Raw genomic sequence first — 16,514 nt, 5'->3', positions numbered from 1 at the left:
CCAGCCATCGAAACCCAGTTATCGAAACCCAGATAACGAAACAACGTCGGAGTCCGACCATGGTGAAATTCGTCATTATCGCCATCGCGGCGATATGGGGGGCGTCAATGCTGTTCGGCGTGACCTTACTCGTAGGCAGCCGCTACTCGACCCGTATCAGACGGTTCGTGACCGGCGACTGAACCTCTGCGGGTCGATCGACCTGCCGTTCCAACGACCAGTGCGCAGGGGGAGCGACGGATGGCAAAGGCCGCTCCGTCGCTCCCCCGGTCCTGTTTATTCCAGATCGTCTTCGTCGACGACGATCGTCGTCGCGTTCGGCTTGCGCTCGATCGCTGCGAGGCAAGCGTCGACGATATCGTCGTTGAAGCGATTGAACAGCTCGATGCCGTCGTCCTCGGGCTCGTCGCCGCTGAGTTCCTTCAGCACCGCGTACTTGACCGCGAACTCATACTCGTCGCCGTCGAACTCACCGGAAAATTCGATCTGCTTCTGGATGTCGTTGTCGACGACGCTCGCCTGATCGATTTCAAGGGTATTTGCCATGTTCGAACTCCTGGGGTTTGGCCGCCTACTGCCTGCGCATGCGCGGCAGCGCAAGCGCTCAACCCAGTGGTTTGCATGCAGATCGTAACCAGGGCTGGGGTAGAGCGATAATAGGGGCATCACTCCTGCCATTGGGATCGTCAATGTCGCGTCCTACCGTTGCGGCCGATTACGACAATTTCGACGCGCCGCCGTCGCGACTTCTATAAACGTTAGTGCTGCTGTTCTGCTTCGCGCTGTCGGGCCGCATCGCGCGCGTTTACCGCTGTGGAAGGGCATATCGTCCGCACCGCCATGGTTAGGCCGAACGTGACCAACATCACCTACGTGCGCGCCGCTTCGAGGCTGAGCATGGCTTAGCTAGCGGACGTTCAGCCACTTTCCGATCGCTGACCGGGAGGCGTTCTGGTTGGGAGTTTTGGGTTTGCCGGGGCGTCCGTCGTCGGGAACAACATCCGAGGGCCTCCCGGTTGCCAAGGCGCCGGGCGTATCATGACCTGGGCGAACAGCGTCGATCCGAGATGCATGGCTAACCACATGTGGAGCCGCTCGAACGGCAGGCCGGCGAAATAAGATCGATCGGTCTGCGCGAACTGGCGGACGAACGGCATGATCGCGAGATCGGTCATCGACTGCGGGCTGCTGCCGAGACTGTCAGCAGCGTCTAGCCTCTCGTCCAAGTTGCGGAGCAAGCCCGTCGCGGCATCGCGGTGTTCGATCGGATCGACGTCGTAGCGGTCAGCATATTTGTAGCGATCGAGATGGTGTTTGAAGGCGCCGTCGTTCGTCGCGATCAACGCGGCGTCGCTACCGGTCGGCCACGCGGCATCACGTGTGTTCGCACAAGCCCAGCGCATGATGTCGAGGCTCTCGTCGATCACCGCCCCGTCCGGCAGTACGAGCACCGGCACGGTTCCCTTGGGTGACGCGTCTAGCATCGCCGCCGGCTTGTCCCGCAAGACGATCTCGCGCAGTTCAACACGACGGTCGTTGGCCGCGATCGCGAGACGCGCGCGGATCGCAAAAGGGCAGCGTCGGAAGCTGTAGAGGATCGGGGTCGTCATAGGGGCGTACCAATAACTCGATCATTTAGGCCCACCGCCAAGCCGCGGCATCCTCGGTGCCTGCTTGGCAACGAGTGTTTTGTACGGATGGGGACGATACGCGCGTTCATTACAAATTCACCTTTGGACGGCAAAGCGCAGGCAGAGGAATCGCCTAGTAACGCGTACCTTCAGCGCCCCGTCGGTTTCAGTCACACGGACGGGCGGGGCGCTATTCCGCTTGGATCAGGCGAGGCCTTGCCGCGACAATCGCGCATCGATCAGGTCAAGTTCGCGACCCAATTGCTCCGCCAGTTCGACACCGATCTCCCGGCGGCGTGCCAGGTCAAAGATTGCGTTGCGCTCCGCGCGCACCGCCGCAAGCCGCATGTCGCGTTCGATCTTGACGTCGCCCTGCCGCGCGCGGTCCTCCGGCAGCGAGGAGAGGCTGTCGATGCGTTCGCGGTACTGGTCCATCAAGCGCGCGGCGACGTCGGTGAAACGGTCGGGATCGTCGCGCCCTTCAGCCATCCGGTGCTGGACGCGGTCAAGTTCGGCGATCGCCGCGTTGGCGGCAACCAGTCGAGCCTGATCGCGCGCGGCACCGATCCCGGTTTCGGGCGGCAGGCTGAGGCCACGCAGCAGTAACGGCAGCGCGACGGCCGCGATGGCGAGCGACGAAAGGATCACGCCCGACGCCAGAAAAATGACGAGATCGCGCGCCGGGAACGGTGTACCGTCGGCGAGGCTCAGCGGGAGCGTCAGCGCGCCTGCCAGCGTGATGGCACCACGCGCGCCTGCGCACGACATCGCCGCGATGATGCGCCGTGGCGGACTTTCGCCGGCAACCGTATCGTTGCGCCGCCGTGCACGCAGCAGCGTGAACTGGAGTGAAACCCAGACCCAGCCATAGCGCAGTATCGCAAGCCCGGCGACGACCGCGACGACATACACCGCCAGCCACCACGGGCTTACGTGTCCGGTCGAGGTCACGGTATCGCGCGCCCGAACGAACACCTCGGGCAGTTGCTCGCCGAGCAGCACGAAGATCACGCCGTTCAACGTAAATTGCAGCATGTCCCACACCGCGCGCCTGCGGATGCGCGTTCCGGCGGCGACCGCGGTGGTCGCGTCGGTGAAGGTCATCGCGATGCCCGCGGCGGCGGCGGCGAGAACGCCGGACGCGTGGACGTGTTCGGCCAGCAGATACGCGGCGAACGGAATCAACAGGCTGACGAGGATGTTCGAGCCGGCCTCGTCGCCGAACCGACGTGCGAAGGCACTCTTCGTAGCGACGATACCGAGCGCCACGCCAACGCCGATCGCAACGCCCGCGATCGCCATCCACGCGAACGTCGCTGCGGCATCGGCAAACGAGAAGGTACCGGTCAGCACCGCGGCGATCGCGAACCGCACGCAGACCAGACCAGACGCGTCGTTCAGCAGCGCCTCGCCTTCGAGAATATGCATCATCCGCTTTGGGATCGGCGCGTTCTGCGCGACCGCGGATACGGCGATAGGATCGGTCGGCGACACCACCGCAGCTAGTGCGAACGCGACGCCGAGCGGCATGGCAGGGATCAGCCAGTGGACAAACAAGCCCATGCCGAGAACCGTAAGGAAGACGAGGCCCAATGCGAGCCCCAATACCGCGCCGCGATCACGGAAGAGCTCGTCCTTTGGAATTCGCCAGCCATCGAGGAACAGCAGCGGCGGGACGAGCAGCAGGAAAAAGAGTTCGGGATCGAGTTCTACGCGAACATGCGCGACCATGCCGATCAGTGCACCGAGCGCGATTTGTACGAGCGGCCGGGGCAGCGCCGAGGGCAGCATGCGCGAGGCGATGCCGCTCACCACAACGGCGAGCAACAGGAACAGGCACAAGGTCACAATCTGCAAACCGGACTCCCAAGGTATAAAAGGCGCGGCGGGCACGCAGGTGCACGATCGGCGGGACCGGCTATCTATTCAGGGAGCGATAGCGGAAAACCGACGATTTCGAAAGCACGTACTGGTTTCGGGGGCGGCTTGGTGTCGTCTTGACCGCCTCACGCTCTTCGCACGTGCCTCGGGTGTAGACACGTCGACGATTCAACGCGGTGGCGGTGATAGGATCGCGTAGCGTGACGTCGCATGCAAGCCCTCGCGCTACCGATATCATCCATGAACGTGTTGGCGGTAGTTCCGAGGCACCTGCGAATTCAGGACTGGAAAATGCTGCCGACAAGTGATGATCGTTGCATCAATCCAAGATCACGCAGCACTCGACCTCGCACAGGATTGGAATCTTACCGCTTCCTCAGATTTCATCCCGACTGAACCCGAGCGCTGCGGTCAACTCTGCGCGTGCGCGCGTGCATTGCTCCCAGAGATGGGGGTCACCGAGGTCGTCGGGCGCGATCTGCTCGGGCCACTCGGCCGCGATAACCGTTTCGATGCGGTCGCATATGGCCTCGTCGAGCAGGAAGCGACGGTCGATCGCGGCGAATGCGTCGGCGTCGACCTGTACGCGAAGCCTGAGGCACGCAGGACCGCCGCCGTTCCGCATGGACTCCCGGACATCGACGATCTCCAGCCGCGTGATCGGGCCTCCGGTCGTGATCAGTTCCGATAGCCAACCCCAGACATCGACATTGTCTCGTGCTTCCGCAGGCAGCACGAGGGTCATTCCGCCGTCCGGCATCGTGACGAGTTGGGAATTGAACAGATAAGTCCGTATCGCAGTATCCAGGCTTACGCGGGCGGCAGGGACTTCGATGATCGTTGCCCCGGGGATCAACGCCTCGATCTTCGCGTACAAATCGCCAGGCGCCGCAAATGCTTGCGCATGTGCGAACAGCACGTGACCGTTTGCCACCGCCACCACATCGTTGTGAAACGCTCCAGCCGCAATTGCCGCCTCGCTCTGCCGCACCATCACCGTGCGAAGCGGGTCCAGGCCATGACGTCGTGCGACCGCCTCGCTGGCGGTCCGGTGCTGACGCGACGGGAAGCCCCCGGCCTGACCTTCGCCGTAAACGAAGATTTCAACCGCGCCGCCGTGGTCAGGGGGCACGATCCGCATGAAGTTCGCAGCACCTTCGTCCCCGAATGGGGAGGGCAGGGCGGCATGGACATGGAAGTAGCGCGGGTCGGAGAAGGCGAGACGCAGTTGGCGTTCGGTCTGAGCAGCCTCGCTGGCCCGATGCGGCATCGTCGACAGGTTTGCGACCGAGATATGACATACACCATCGCGCGTGTCGGAAGCAGGCGAAACGGTGCCAGCGTTCGCCGTCCACATCGCCGACGCCGACATCGCATTGGCGACGAGTGCCCGGTCGGCACGCCATGCCGAAGCAAGCACCTCGCTATCGCTTCCATCGAAACCGAGCGTTCGCAGCCATCCGACGTTGGGCCGACGATGCGGCAGAAAGATACCCTGCGGGAGACCCATCGCCATCATTCGCCGCATCTTCGTGATGCCTTGAAGGGCGGCAAGCCGAGGAGCGGACACGGCGCCCGCATTGGCGGATGATGCACGATTGCCGAGTGAAAGACCTGCATAATTATGTGTGGGGCCGACGATCCCGTCGAAATTGACCTCGATCATGCGATACTCCTGCCAACGCGGAATTCTTAGCCCATAGCTGAGGCGAACTCGGCACAAAGTTAATTGCCGGGCGATCTCATGACATAAAGCTCGTTTCCTGTCTTACCATCCGTCCGATCATAAGGGAGGGGATCCGGAAGGTGACCAAAATTCTGGCGCAGGATTCTTAGATGGCGTACCATTTCTTCGCGGTAGCTGTTTGCTCAGTCACGCGCTCACGGCCGTTCTCTCGCCTCATCAGGCCGCTACCGATCTCAACGCTTGCCGAGGAAAGAGTGCTGAGTTACGCTCGTACTACACTATAGCGGGAATCCTGATGCGCGCGCCATATTTTGCCGGCTTTACCGCTCTGCTACTTGCCACGACAGCCGGGGCGCAGTCGGCACCTAAAGCCGAGGCGCCGATCAAGACAGCGGTGACGGCCGATGCAAAAGCGCCCAAGGGCAGGCTTTCCGATGCCGCGATACCCAAGGCTTATCGCCTCGATTTCACGATCCTGCCGGAGAAGGACAGTTTTTCCGGGCGTAACGAGATCGACGTCACGCTGAAGGCGCCGACGAAATCGCTCTACATGCACGGTCGCGACCTCAAGATCACCAAGGCAGTCGCGATGATCGGCGGGAAGGCGACGTCCGCGGTCTTCACGCAGGTCGACCAGACCGGCACCGCGCGGCTGGACTTCGCGCAGACGCTTCCTGCCGGCCCGGCAACGCTGGCGTTCGAGTATACCGGCAATCTGGGCGACAGCGCATCGGGGCTGTTTCACGTCAAGGTCGGCGACGCCTGGTATAGCTGGACCCAGTTCGAGAGCATCGACGCGCGGGCTGCTTTCCCAAGCTTCGACGAGCCCGGCTTCAAGACGCCGTTCACCGTTTCGGTCACGACGCATCCGGGCTTCGTCGCCGTCAGCAACGCGCCACGGGTTGCGGTAACCAACGTTACGGGCGGGCTGGAGAAGCACCAGTTCGCTCCGACCAAGCCACTCCCGACCTACCTAGTCGCGTTCGATACCGGGCCGTTTGTCCACCAGACCGGCATGATCCCGCCAACGCCCCAACGCCCCGCGCCGATGCCCTATGGTGCGGTCGCCACCACGGCGCAGAAGGACAAGATGGGCTATGTGATGGCCGAGACGCCGCGCATCGTGTCATTGCTCGAAAACTATTTCGGCGAGCCGTTTCCCTTTCCCAAGCTGGACCAGATCGGCACGCCGATCATGGCCGGCGCGATGGAGAATGCGGGCGCCGACACGTACGGCGACGGCATCATCTTCCTGGCGCCGGGCGCGACGACCCGCGACAAGCAGGCGTTCGGGATGATCGTCGCGCACGAGCTGTCGCACCAGTGGTTCGGTGATCTCGTCACCCCGGCATGGTGGGACGATATCTGGCTGAACGAAAGCTTCGCCAACTGGATGGGCTATCGGATCGGCAACGAGTGGCGCCCGGAACTCAAGATCGGTGTCGGCGCGCTGGCCGAGGGCTTCGGCACGATGAATACCGATGCGCTGGAGGTCGGCCGCCCGATCCACCAGCCGATCGCCGAGAACGGACAGATCGACTCCGCATTCGACAACATCACCTATGGCAAGGGTGGACAGGTCGTGGCGATGATCGCCGCCTATCTCGGCGACGAGAAGTTCAAGGCGGGCGTACGGCTTCATCTCAAGCGTCACGCCTACGGCAATGCGACGTCGGAGCAGTTCTTCGAATCGATCTCCGATGCGGCAAAGGATCCGCGCGTCCTTGCCGCGCTGAAGTCGTTCGTCGATCAGCAGGGGGTCCCAGTCGTCAACGTTCGCCGGCAGAGCAATGGTATCGTCGCGACCCAGTCACGCTACGCCTTCCTAGGTTCGACTCCGCCACCGCTCAGCTGGACGATCCCGTTCTGCGTGCGGGTCGGGACCGCGAAGCAGTGCTCTCTGCTCGACAAGCCAGCGACGTCGCTTGCCGCGCCGGCATCGGGCGTGATCATGCCCAATGTCGGCGGCGCAGGCTATTATCGCTTCGATCTTGCGCCGGCGGACTGGCAGTCGCTGATCGCAGCCTCGGGGACATTGTCGCCCGGCGAGGCACTGGCCACCACCGACAGCCTGTGGGCAGCCTTCCGCGCGGGCAAGGCCCCGGCGGCGTGGCTGTTCGCGGAAGCCCGTGCGGTCGCGGCGAACCCTGATGCGACCGCCAGCATCGACGGCGGACGGCGGATCACGGGGTTGCGCGCTCGCGGCCTCATCCCCGCGGCTTCGCTGCCCGGGTATCGGGCGGTGCTGGCGTCGATCTATACGCCGCGGCTCGCCGCGCTCGGGTTCGACCCCGCTGCCGGTGTTTATGCGAAGGACGATCCCGATCAGCAGAGCCTGCGTCACGACCTTGTCGAACTGGTCTCGGACGAGGCTGGCGACGCTGCCGTGCGCAACACGCTCAAGACCGCTGGCGAAAAATACTTTGCTGGCAACACGGCCGCGCTGGATACCGGTTTCCTCGGCAGCGCGCTGACTGTGGTGGCCCAGGAGGGCGGCTTGCCCGTGGTCAAGTCGCTGATCGACAAGGCGCTGGCGAGCGAGGATCCGACCTTCCGACAGACGGCGATCGGCGCGGCGGCATCCAGTGGCCACGCCGACGCGGCGACGTATCTTCTCGGACTCGATGACAAGCGGATGCGGAGCTACGACAGGATCGGCCTGATCTTCGGCGTAGTCGGCAATCCCGACACTCGTGATCTCGGTACCGACTGGATCCTTGCCAATTACGAAAAGCTTCTCGCGGGCGGTAACGGAATCTTCCTCACCAGTCGCCTGCCTCAGGCTCTCGCCACGCAGTGCGGTGCCGATCGCGCCGACCTGATCGACGCGAAGGTGGGCGCGCTGATCCGCAAGGCCGATGTCGGCGTTCTGGGGTATGAGCGCACGCTGGAGAGCATTCGGCATTGTGGCGTTCTGCGGCAGGCCAAGTCCGCGGAAATCGCGGCTGCGCTCGCCGTCAAATAGCCGCGCGCACTCCGCGGCGTGTCGGGTCGACGAATATACGCCGCGGAGTGCGCGCGGCTATCAAGACAGAGAGAGGATCTTACCGCTGTTTTTTCGTGACGCTTGCGGTGAAATCCGGCTCCTTGTTCGCGACCCAGTCGACGAATTTACGCACTGCGGGGTTCGCCAGCAGGCCCTCCACATCCATGCCGTGACGCTGCAATTCCGAATTGGTAAAGTTGGCCGTCAAGTTCTGCTGGCAGATTGGGTGCATCGGTACGACGTCCCGCCCACCACGGCTTTTTGGAACGGGGTGATGCCAAACGACGATCTTGCCGGTGGGCCGACCACAGAGCCAGCACGATAGTGTTTCTGCCGGAGCCTCGTCTTCGATCGGTACGTCGTCGCTGAAACCGTGTTTCGAATGCTTTCGCGCCATATGGCTTCCGGGTCCCTGCTGTGCCGCCTTACGCGGCTTGGTCAATCGTCGCTCTTTGCCGAAATCGGCGAACTAAGCGACCGGGTAGTTCGCTAGCCGGATGTCGAGAATGCCAGTCCTACACCGTTCGCGCGTCTGTGCGTGCCAACTGTGCGACGACGCGAGGTTCCGGTTGGTCAGCGGCTGTGGCACATCCACGCCATGGGTGGGGCATCACGAGCAGCAGTTTGGCTGCGTAACGGCGTATTCGGCACGATCGCCATGCTGTGCGGTAGCGCACCAGCGGCGGCGCAGGACGACGCAGGGTTTCAATCGTACATGAGCGTGCTGCGTCAGCAGGCGCTCGCGGAAGGCGTCAGTGCGCGCACCGCCAACGCGGTCTTTCCGACGCTCACGCTCAACACGCGGGTGATCGAGCTTGATCGCGCGCAACCGGGTTCGACCAACCCAAGCGCGATCCCGGCTTTCGCGCCCTACAAGGCACAGCATGTCGATACGGCGCGGATCGCGCGTGGCCGGCAGACCTATCTGGCGCAGCGCTCGAGGCTGCAGCGGATCGAGCAAGAGACCGGCGTTCCCGAATCGATCATGGTCGCGATCTGGGGGCATGAGACGAATTACGGCAGTTATACCGGCAATTTCGACCTCCTCCGCTCGCTCGCCAGCCTCGCCTATGAGGGGCGGCGCAGGTCGCTGTTCGCAGGCGAGTTCATCGCCGGGCTGAAGATGCTCGACCGCGGCGTCACGCGTGACCAGTTGAAGGGCAGCTGGGCAGGGGCGACGGGTAATCCGCAATTTCTGCCGTCGATCTATCTCCGCCTGGCGCGCGACGGCGACGGCGACGGACGCGCCGATATCTGGAACAGCCCGGCCGATACGCTCGCTTCGATCGGCAATTACTTCACCGACGCCGGCTGGCGCGCGGGACACCCGTGGGGCGTCGCGGTCAACGTGCCTGCTGGCCTCGACCGATCGCAGGTCCGCAACCGGCTGGTGTCACCGCGCTGCCCTCGCGTGTTCGAGCGGCATAGCGGCTGGCGGACGATCGCCGAGTGGCGCGCGCTCGGCGTCACGCCGCAGGGCCGGAGCTTGCCTGCCGACAGCGTGATGGCGACGTTGCTCGAGCCGGACGGGCAGGGCGCTACCGCTTATCTGCTCACCAGTAACTATCGCGTGATCCTCGATTACAACTGCTCCAACTTTTACGCGCTCTCGGTCGGGTTGCTGGCCGATGCGGTCGAGCGCTAGGACCATCGCCCTGGCGTTCGCGCTGGCGGCCTGCAGCAATTCGCGCGAAAGCGTCGGCGCGGTATTCCCGGCCGGTGGCGGCCTTTACGGCAGCTACAAGGATACCGGGCTAGCCAGTTGGTATGGCGAGGAATTGTCCGGAGGCCGTACGGCGTCGGGCGAAGCGTTCGATCCCGGCGCGATGACCGCCGCGCATCGCACCTTGCCGCTCGGGTCGTTCGCTGAAGTGACGTCGGTCGAGACCGGCCGGTCGATCCTGGTCCGGATCAACGACCGCGGGCCCGGCCGGCGGGACCGGATGATCGATCTCTCGCGTGCCGCGGCGCATCTGCTAGGCACCGATCGTCAGCAGATCGCAACCGTCCGTATCCGCTCGATCGTGCCGAGTTCCCGCGACGCCTCGCTGCTGCGCGCCGGGAAGTCCGTCGGGGTCCGGACCCCGACCTATACGCAAGCCTATAGCATCGACACGGCGCCGACGCGCGAACCCGTTCCAGCCTTCGCGCCCGGACGGCGCTACGTGCTCCAGGTCGCAACCTTCTCGAACGAGGGGCGCGCCGAGGCGCTGGCGAAGCGCCTCGATGCCAAGATCGTCAAGGGCGGGGGCCTGTACCGCGTTCGCATCGGCCCGTTCAAAGATGCTGCCAGCCTGCAACGCGCGCGTGACGCGGTCGCCGAGCGCGGCTATGGCGATGCACAGGTCCTGCCCACGGATTGAGTTCCCTTTTGCTCACGGAATACCCCATGAAGAAGCTGATCGTCGCCCCGCTCGTCGCCATCGCGCTGGCGCACCCGTCCATCGCTGCTGCGCCGCAATTCCAGACTGCCGCGCCGATCGCCTATATGGAGGATCTCTCGTCGGGCGCGGTGCTCTTCGCCCGCGACGCGGATCGCCGGATGCCGCCGGCCTCGCTCGCCAAGATGATGACGGTCTATGTCGCGTTCGACATGGTCAAGAAGGGCGAGTTGAAGCTCGACCAGATGATGACGGTGCGTCCCGAGACCTGGGCGAAATGGCATGGTCCGGCAGCGGGTTCGACGATGTTCCTGTCGTCGGGTGAGAATGTCAGCGTCGCCAATCTCCTGTATGGAATCGTCACGCTGTCGGGTAACGACGCGTGCATCGTGCTGGCCGAGGGCATTTCCGGGTCCGAGCAGGCGTTCACCGAGCGGATGAACCGCAAGGCTGCCGAACTCGGCCTCAAGGACAGCCATTTCGGTACCGCGAACGGCTGGCCCGACAACGGCGTTACCTATGTGACGGCGCATGATCTCGCCAAGCTCGCCGCGGCGACGATCACCAACTACCCCGATCTCTACAAGCAATTCTATTCGAAGCGCGATTTCACCTGGGGCAAGACGATGGGCGGCAGCGCCATCACCCAGGCGAACCGCGATCCGATCCTCGGCCGCGTCGCCGGCGCGGATGGCCTGAAGACCGGGCACACCGAGGAGGCCGGCTATGGCTTCACCGGATCCGCCGTGCAGAATGGCCGCCGCCTGGTGATGGTCGTCGCCGGGCTGACCAGTTCGGGCCAGCGCGCCGAGGAATCGGTGCGTTTCATGGAATGGGGCTTTCGCGCGTGGCAGTCCAAGCCGATCGTCGCGAGGGGCAAGAAGGTCGAAACCGCTTCGGTACAGCTCGGCGATTCGTCGTCGGTCGGGCTGGTAGCGCCCAAGGCTCTGACCGTGACGCTGCCCGCCGGCACCTCGCCCAATCTCACCGCAAAGGTCGTGTACGACGGCCCGATCAAGGCGCCGATCAAGGCCGGCCAGCACATCGCCGATCTCGTCGTCACCACGTCCGACGGGCTGCAGCAGACCATGCCGCTGGTCGCTGAGAAGGACGTCGCCGAGGCCGGCTTCTTCGGTCGCGCATGGGCAGGACTGACCGGCTTCTTCGGCTGATGATCTCGGCGCCGACGGCGTTGCAGGTATGACGCCGATAATCGGCAACACCGCCGCGCAGGCCGCCTTCATGGCGGCGATGCGCGGCGGTTCGTTGCATCACGCGTGGCTGATCGCCGGGCCGCAGGGCGTCGGCAAGGCGAGCTTCGCACGCGCTGCCGCAATGCGCATGCTGGCGGATGCGGCCGACCCGGATAGCGGGTCGACCGGGCTGGAGGTCCCCGAGGGGAACAGGACGCGGTCGCTGATGGAGGCGGGGTCGCATCCCGATTTTTGCGTGCTCGCACGGTTGCCGAAGGATCCCGACAAGCCCGACCAGGATCTCGCGCGCAGTATCACGATCGCGCAGGTGCGGACGCTGCAACCGCTCTTTGCGACCACGCCGTCGATGAGCCCGCGGCGCGTCGTGGTGATCGACGCGATCGACGATCTGGAGCGGGGCGGGGCGAATGCGCTGCTCAAGAACCTCGAGGAACCGCCAGCGGGGACGATCTTCTTGCTTGTCAGCCATGCGCCGGGCCGGTTGCTGCCGACGATCCGCTCGCGGTGTCGGTTGTTGCGGTTCGAGGCACTCGATGACGGCGAGGTCGCGACCGCGATCCGGACGTTGCAGCCCGATGCCGACGAGAGCGAGGTCGCGGCGCTGGTGCGGGCGAGCGACGGCGCGCCCGGCCGCGCGCTTCGCTATGCCGGGCTCGACATCGCCGCAATCGACGATGCCATCGCCGCGATCGCGCAGGACGGCGACCGGGATAACGGGCGCCGGTTGAAACTCGCCAAGGCGCTTGGCCTCAAGGCGGCGCAACCGCGGTACGAGGCGTTTCTCGACCGTGCGCCTGCGTTTATTGCCGATGCCGCACGGACCCGCTCGGGGCCGGCGCTGCGATCCGCGCTCGATGCGCACGCTGCGGCACGCGAGCTGGCGGGTGCGGCGATCGGACTGTCGCTTGATGCGCAGGCCACGGTGTTCGAGATGGCGGGGATCGTCGCGACATTACGCCGTTGATCGGCCCCGCACAGGCTTCACCTGATCGTGGTGATGCTCTAGGAGCGCGGCATGGCCGATCCTTTCTATATCACCACCGCGATCCACTATCCCAATGGCCGTCCGCATATCGGCCATGCGTACGAGATGATCGCCGCCGATGCGATCGCGCGCTTCCAGCGTCAGGCGGGTCGCGACGTGCTGTTCCAGACCGGCACCGATGAGCACGGCCTCAAGATGGTCCAGGCCGCGCGCGACCGCGACATGCCCGTGCGTGACCTGTCCAATGAAATGTCGTCGTATTTCCACGAGATGGCGGATCGTCTTGGCATCTCCTACGACCGCTTCATCCGCACGGTGGACGAGGATCATTACGCCGCCAGCGCCGCGATCTGGCAGGCGATGGCGGATGCGGGCGACCTGTATCTCGACCGCTACGAGGGCTGGTATTCGGTTCGCGACGAGGCGTTCTACGACGAGTCCGAACTGACGGGGGAGGGCGATGATCGTCGCTCGCCGCAGGGTACGCCGGTCGAATGGACCGCCGAGGAGACGTGGTTCTTCCGGCTGTCGAAATATCAGCAGCCGTTGCTCGATCTCTTCGCCGCCAACCCCGATTTCATCCGCCCCGAGAGCCGCCGCAACGAGGTGATGCGCTTCGTCGAGGGTGGCCTGAAGGATCTCTCGGTTTCGCGCACCAGCTTCGACTGGGGTGTGCCGGTGCCGGGCAGCCCTGGGCACGTCATGTATGTGTGGGTCGATGCGCTCACCAATTACCTGACCGGGATCGGCTATCCCGACATGACCGGCGATAAGGCGAAATACTGGCCGGCGGATATCCATCTGATCGGCAAGGATATCGTCCGGTTCCACGCGGTCTATTGGCCGGCGTTCCTGCTCTCGGCCGGCATCCCGCTGCCGAAGAGCGTGTTTGGCCACGGTTTCCTCCTGACGCGCGGCGAGAAGATGTCGAAGTCGGTCGGCAACGTCGTCGATCCAATGGCGCTGGCGGATGCGTTCGGCGTCGATGCGCTCCGCTATTTCTTCCTACGCGAGGTGAGCTTCGGCCAGGACGGCAGCTACTCGCCCGAGGCGATCGTGACGCGCGTCAACGCCGAGCTTGCGAACAGCTTCGGCAACCTCGCGCAGCGGACATTGTCGTTTATTGCCAAAAACCTGGGTGGCGAATTTCCTACGGCTGGGTCGGTGCAGGATGCCGACGGCATGCTGATCGAGGAGGTCGTCGTCGCCTGTGCGGGGTTCAAGGCCGGCTTCATCGATCTCGCGCTGTCGCAAGGCATCGAGGCGTGGATGCGCGGCGTGTTCGCGTGCAACCAGTATATCGACGCGCAGGCACCCTGGGCACTGCGCAAGACCGATCCCGAGCGGATGAACGCGGTGTTGCGGACACTGGTCCGCGCGATCCGCATGCTCGCGATCACGATCCTGCCGGTCGTGCCCGAGTCCGCGGGGAAGGTTCTCGACCAGATCGGCGCCACCGAGCGCGATCATGCCGCGATCGACGACGATGGCTGGTACGACCGCATCGCCGCTTCCGACTTCCGGATCGCACCGCCTGCGCCCGTCTTCCCGCGTCTCGAACTGCCAGCGGAGGCCTGATGCTCGCCGACAGCCATTGCCACCTGAACTACAAGGGCCTCGTCGAGGACCAGCAGGCGGTCCTCGCGCGGGCACGGGCGAGGGGGGTGACGGCGATGCTCAACATCTCGACGCGCGAGAGCGAGTGGGACGATATCGTCGCCACCGCGGAGCGCGAACCGGACGTCTGGGCGACGATCGGCATCCATCCGAATGAAGCGGACGTGTATCCCGACGTCAATGCCGCCAAGCTGATCGAGCGGGCACGGCACCCCCGGGTCGTCGGTCTCGGCGAAAGCGGTCTCGACTATTTCCGCGACACCTCGGATCGCGCCCGCCAGCAGGCGAGTTTCCGCGCGCACATCGCCGCGTCGCGCGAGACCGGCTTGCCGATCGTCGTCCACACCCGTGATGCCGAGGACGATACCGCCGCGATCATGGCGGAGGAGATGGGGAAGGGGGCCTATCCCGGCGTCATCCACTGCTTCACCGCGAGCGGAGCTTTCGCCGACAAGGCGTTGGATATGGGCCTTTACATCTCGATCTCGGGCATCGTGACGTTCAAGAACGCGCGTGATCTGCAAGAGACCGCGGCGCGCTTGCCGATCGAGCGGTTGCTGATCGAAACCGACGCACCGTTCCTCGCGCCGGTGCCGCACCGGGGCAAAACCGGCGAGCCCGGCTTCGTCGCCGACACCGCGCAGTTCCTCGCCGATCTGCGCGGGGAAAATGTCGAGGAACTGTCGCGTCGTACCGCGGAGAACTTCCACACGCTGTTCGCCAAGACGCGGGTGTCCGGAGCGGCAGCATGAAGATCACGATCCTCGGCTCGGGCACATCCTCCGGCGTGCCGAGGATCGGCAACGACTGGGGCGATTGCGACCCAACCGAACCGCGCAACCGCCGCACGCGTGCCTCCGCACTGGTCGAGCATGGCGGCACCCGTATCCTGATCGACACCAGTCCCGACATGCGCGAGCAGTTGCTGGCGGCGGACATCGACCGGGTCGATGCGGTGATCTGGACGCACGATCACGCCGATCACTGCCACGGCATCGACGACCTGCGGCAACTCTTTCACGCCACCGGCACGCCGGTCCGCGGCTATGCGCGACTGTTCACGCTAACGGCGCTGGACGCGCGCTTTACCTATGCCTTTCGTGGTCGCCCCGGATATCCGCCGACGGTTGCCGCGGAAATCCTGCCCGACCGGCTGTCGATCGGCGGCATAGACATCCGCGTCACTGACCAGCCCCACGGCAACATCCACGCCGCCGGCCTGAGGTTTGACGCAAATGGCGTGTCGATCGGATATGCCACTGATTTCAACGTGATGACCGACGATATGGCCAGCCTGTATCAGGATCTGGATGTCTGGGTCGTCGACGCGCTCCGCCGACGTCCGCATCCGACGCATATGGAATTGTCGGCGGTTCTCGACTGGGTGGCGCGCCTGAAGCCGAGGCAGACGGCGCTGATCCACATGGACAATACGATGGATTACACGACGTTGCGCGATGAACTTCCAACCGGGGTCGAGCCGGGCTATGACGGGTTGATTCTGACGGCATGACCGGCGACCGCGCAGCCCAGTTCGCGCTGTACGCGGTGATGCTGATCTTGCCATTGTCCGCGCTGGTCGCGCGCCGGTTGCCGCTCAAACCCGTCCTGAAGATGGCTCTAGCCTGGGTCGCGATCTTTGCCGTGGCTTTGCTGATCGCGAGCCAGCGGGACCGGCTGCCCGGGCTCAAGGCCTTGTTCTCGGAGCAGCAGGTCAGCGGTACGGAAACACGGATCCGCATGGCCGAGGACGGCCATTTCTGGGCCGATGTCGATATCGACGGCGTCCGGCGCCGCATGCTGATCGACAGCGGCGCGACGACGACCGCGTTGTCTGCAGCCACGGCGAAGGCCGCGGGGCTCGATAGCGATGAAAGTCCGTTCCCGGTGATCATCGCGACCGCAAACGGCGATGTGTCGGCACGTACCGCGACGGCCAGGCGCGTGACGATCGGCACGATCACCGCTACCGACCTCGGGATCGTGACGTCGCCGTCGTTCGGCGATACCGACGTCATCGGCATGAACTTCCTGTCGAGGCTGGGATCGTGGCGGGTCGAGAACGCCACGCTCATCCTAACACCGATCCAAAGCTAGATTTTACATAATGTATATTATCGATCTTGGGATAG

The 16,514-nt window shown here is 64.4% G+C and carries 15 protein-coding genes; 10 read left to right on the top strand and 5 right to left on the bottom strand.

What is annotated here, in order from left to right:
- Window positions 1-59: 59 nt before the first annotated feature.
- The gene (locus QFZ54_RS05240) at window positions 60-182 is read left to right on the top strand and encodes a hypothetical protein (protein WP_302675570.1); all 123 of its coding nucleotides are present in this window, start codon (window positions 60-62) and stop codon (window positions 180-182) included.
- 94 nt (window positions 183-276) lie between these two features.
- On the opposite strand, the gene QFZ54_RS05235 is transcribed toward QFZ54_RS05240, so the two are convergent.
- The 4 genes from QFZ54_RS05235 to QFZ54_RS05220 all read right to left on the bottom strand — a co-directional run bounded on the left by QFZ54_RS05235 (window position 277) and on the right by QFZ54_RS05220 (window position 5,178).
- A complete protein-coding gene (locus QFZ54_RS05235; protein WP_128452689.1) occupies window positions 277-546 on the bottom strand; it encodes a DUF1488 family protein in 270 nt (89 codons plus the stop codon).
- 371 nt (window positions 547-917) lie between these two features.
- Window positions 918-1,610, bottom strand: a complete 693-nt coding sequence (locus QFZ54_RS05230; RefSeq protein ID WP_307085084.1) for a glutathione S-transferase — start codon at window positions 1,608-1,610, stop codon at window positions 918-920.
- A 225-nt stretch (window positions 1,611-1,835) separates the two neighbouring features.
- The gene (locus QFZ54_RS05225) at window positions 1,836-3,488 is read right to left on the bottom strand and encodes a Na+/H+ antiporter (RefSeq protein ID WP_307085082.1); all 1,653 of its coding nucleotides are present in this window, start codon (window positions 3,486-3,488) and stop codon (window positions 1,836-1,838) included.
- A gap of 400 nt (window positions 3,489-3,888) precedes the next feature.
- Window positions 3,889-5,178, bottom strand: coding sequence for an N-succinylarginine dihydrolase (locus tag QFZ54_RS05220; protein WP_307085079.1), 1,290 nt, complete (start codon window positions 5,176-5,178; stop codon window positions 3,889-3,891).
- A gap of 316 nt (window positions 5,179-5,494) precedes the next feature.
- Here QFZ54_RS05220 and QFZ54_RS05215 point away from each other — a divergent pair, with 316 nt between their 5' ends.
- Entirely contained in the window at window positions 5,495-8,164 is a 2,670-nt protein-coding gene (locus QFZ54_RS05215) for a M1 family metallopeptidase (RefSeq protein WP_307085077.1), read from the top strand.
- Window positions 8,165-8,243: 79 nt separating this feature from the next.
- Here QFZ54_RS05215 and QFZ54_RS05210 read toward each other — a convergent pair whose 3' ends face one another.
- Window positions 8,244-8,582, bottom strand: a complete 339-nt coding sequence (locus QFZ54_RS05210) for a hypothetical protein (protein WP_307089280.1) — start codon at window positions 8,580-8,582, stop codon at window positions 8,244-8,246.
- Between the two features lie 261 nt (window positions 8,583-8,843).
- Between QFZ54_RS05210 and QFZ54_RS05205 the strand changes: the two genes are divergently transcribed.
- Genes QFZ54_RS05205 through QFZ54_RS05170 form a run of 8 tightly spaced genes read left to right on the top strand, consistent with a single transcriptional unit; the run spans window position 8,844 to window position 16,479 of the window.
- Window positions 8,844-9,830: a lytic murein transglycosylase gene (locus QFZ54_RS05205; RefSeq protein WP_307089278.1), complete on the top strand. Its 987-nt coding sequence runs from the start codon at window positions 8,844-8,846 to the stop codon at window positions 9,828-9,830.
- Entirely contained in the window at window positions 9,814-10,548 is a 735-nt protein-coding gene (locus QFZ54_RS05200) for a septal ring lytic transglycosylase RlpA family protein (protein ID WP_307085074.1), read from the top strand. Before QFZ54_RS05205 ends, QFZ54_RS05200 begins: the two co-directional genes overlap by 17 nt.
- 26 nt (window positions 10,549-10,574) lie before the next feature.
- Entirely contained in the window at window positions 10,575-11,738 is a 1,164-nt protein-coding gene (locus QFZ54_RS05195; RefSeq protein WP_307085072.1) for a D-alanyl-D-alanine carboxypeptidase family protein, read from the top strand.
- A 28-nt stretch (window positions 11,739-11,766) separates the two neighbouring features.
- Window positions 11,767-12,744 (top strand): AAA family ATPase, encoded by a 978-nt coding sequence (locus tag QFZ54_RS05190; protein ID WP_307085070.1) that lies wholly within the window; start codon window positions 11,767-11,769, stop codon window positions 12,742-12,744.
- A 51-nt stretch (window positions 12,745-12,795) separates the two neighbouring features.
- Window positions 12,796-14,343 (top strand): methionine--tRNA ligase, encoded by a 1,548-nt coding sequence (gene metG, locus QFZ54_RS05185; protein WP_307085068.1) that lies wholly within the window; start codon window positions 12,796-12,798, stop codon window positions 14,341-14,343.
- Window positions 14,343-15,134 (top strand): TatD family hydrolase, encoded by a 792-nt coding sequence (locus tag QFZ54_RS05180; RefSeq protein ID WP_307085066.1) that lies wholly within the window; start codon window positions 14,343-14,345, stop codon window positions 15,132-15,134. The genes metG and QFZ54_RS05180 overlap by 1 nt, the downstream gene beginning before the upstream one ends.
- Window positions 15,131-15,895 carry an MBL fold metallo-hydrolase gene (locus QFZ54_RS05175; protein WP_307085064.1) on the top strand — a complete coding sequence of 255 codons (765 nt, stop codon included), beginning with the start codon at window positions 15,131-15,133 and terminating at the stop codon, window positions 15,893-15,895. The genes QFZ54_RS05180 and QFZ54_RS05175 overlap by 4 nt, the downstream gene beginning before the upstream one ends.
- A complete protein-coding gene (locus QFZ54_RS05170; RefSeq protein ID WP_307085062.1) occupies window positions 15,892-16,479 on the top strand; it encodes a retropepsin-like aspartic protease family protein in 588 nt (195 codons plus the stop codon). The genes QFZ54_RS05175 and QFZ54_RS05170 overlap by 4 nt, the downstream gene beginning before the upstream one ends.
- Window positions 16,480-16,514: the final 35 nt, after the last annotated feature.

It is taken from the genome of Sphingomonas faeni, assembly GCF_030817315.1.
In the GTDB taxonomy this organism is placed as follows: domain Bacteria; phylum Pseudomonadota; class Alphaproteobacteria; order Sphingomonadales; family Sphingomonadaceae; genus Sphingomonas; species Sphingomonas faeni_C.
The sequence above is the reverse complement of the archived record's forward strand: the minus strand, read 5'-3'. Positions and strand labels throughout refer to the sequence as shown.

Excerpts from the sequence above, each read along its gene's own strand:
- metG (WP_307085068.1), top strand. The coding sequence starts at position 12,796 with ATGGCCGATCCTTTCTATATCACCACCGCGATCCACTATCCCAATGGC.
- QFZ54_RS05240 (WP_302675570.1), top strand. The coding sequence starts at position 60 with ATGGTGAAATTCGTCATTATCGCCATCGCGGCGATATGGGGGGCGTCA.
- QFZ54_RS05235 (WP_128452689.1), bottom strand. The coding sequence starts at position 546 with ATGGCAAATACCCTTGAAATCGATCAGGCGAGCGTCGTCGACAACGAC.
- QFZ54_RS05200 (WP_307085074.1), top strand. The coding sequence starts at position 9,814 with ATGCGGTCGAGCGCTAGGACCATCGCCCTGGCGTTCGCGCTGGCGGCC.
- QFZ54_RS05175 (WP_307085064.1), top strand. The coding sequence starts at position 15,131 with ATGAAGATCACGATCCTCGGCTCGGGCACATCCTCCGGCGTGCCGAGG.
- QFZ54_RS05190 (WP_307085070.1), top strand. The coding sequence starts at position 11,767 with ATGACGCCGATAATCGGCAACACCGCCGCGCAGGCCGCCTTCATGGCG.
- QFZ54_RS05210 (WP_307089280.1), bottom strand. The coding sequence starts at position 8,582 with ATGGCGCGAAAGCATTCGAAACACGGTTTCAGCGACGACGTACCGATC.
- QFZ54_RS05195 (WP_307085072.1), top strand. The coding sequence starts at position 10,575 with ATGAAGAAGCTGATCGTCGCCCCGCTCGTCGCCATCGCGCTGGCGCAC.
- QFZ54_RS05180 (WP_307085066.1), top strand. The coding sequence starts at position 14,343 with ATGCTCGCCGACAGCCATTGCCACCTGAACTACAAGGGCCTCGTCGAG.
- QFZ54_RS05205 (WP_307089278.1), top strand. The coding sequence starts at position 8,844 with ATGCTGTGCGGTAGCGCACCAGCGGCGGCGCAGGACGACGCAGGGTTT.
- QFZ54_RS05170 (WP_307085062.1), top strand. The coding sequence starts at position 15,892 with ATGACCGGCGACCGCGCAGCCCAGTTCGCGCTGTACGCGGTGATGCTG.
- QFZ54_RS05220 (WP_307085079.1), bottom strand. The coding sequence starts at position 5,178 with ATGATCGAGGTCAATTTCGACGGGATCGTCGGCCCCACACATAATTAT.
- QFZ54_RS05215 (WP_307085077.1), top strand. The coding sequence starts at position 5,495 with ATGCGCGCGCCATATTTTGCCGGCTTTACCGCTCTGCTACTTGCCACG.
- QFZ54_RS05230 (WP_307085084.1), bottom strand. The coding sequence starts at position 1,610 with ATGACGACCCCGATCCTCTACAGCTTCCGACGCTGCCCTTTTGCGATC.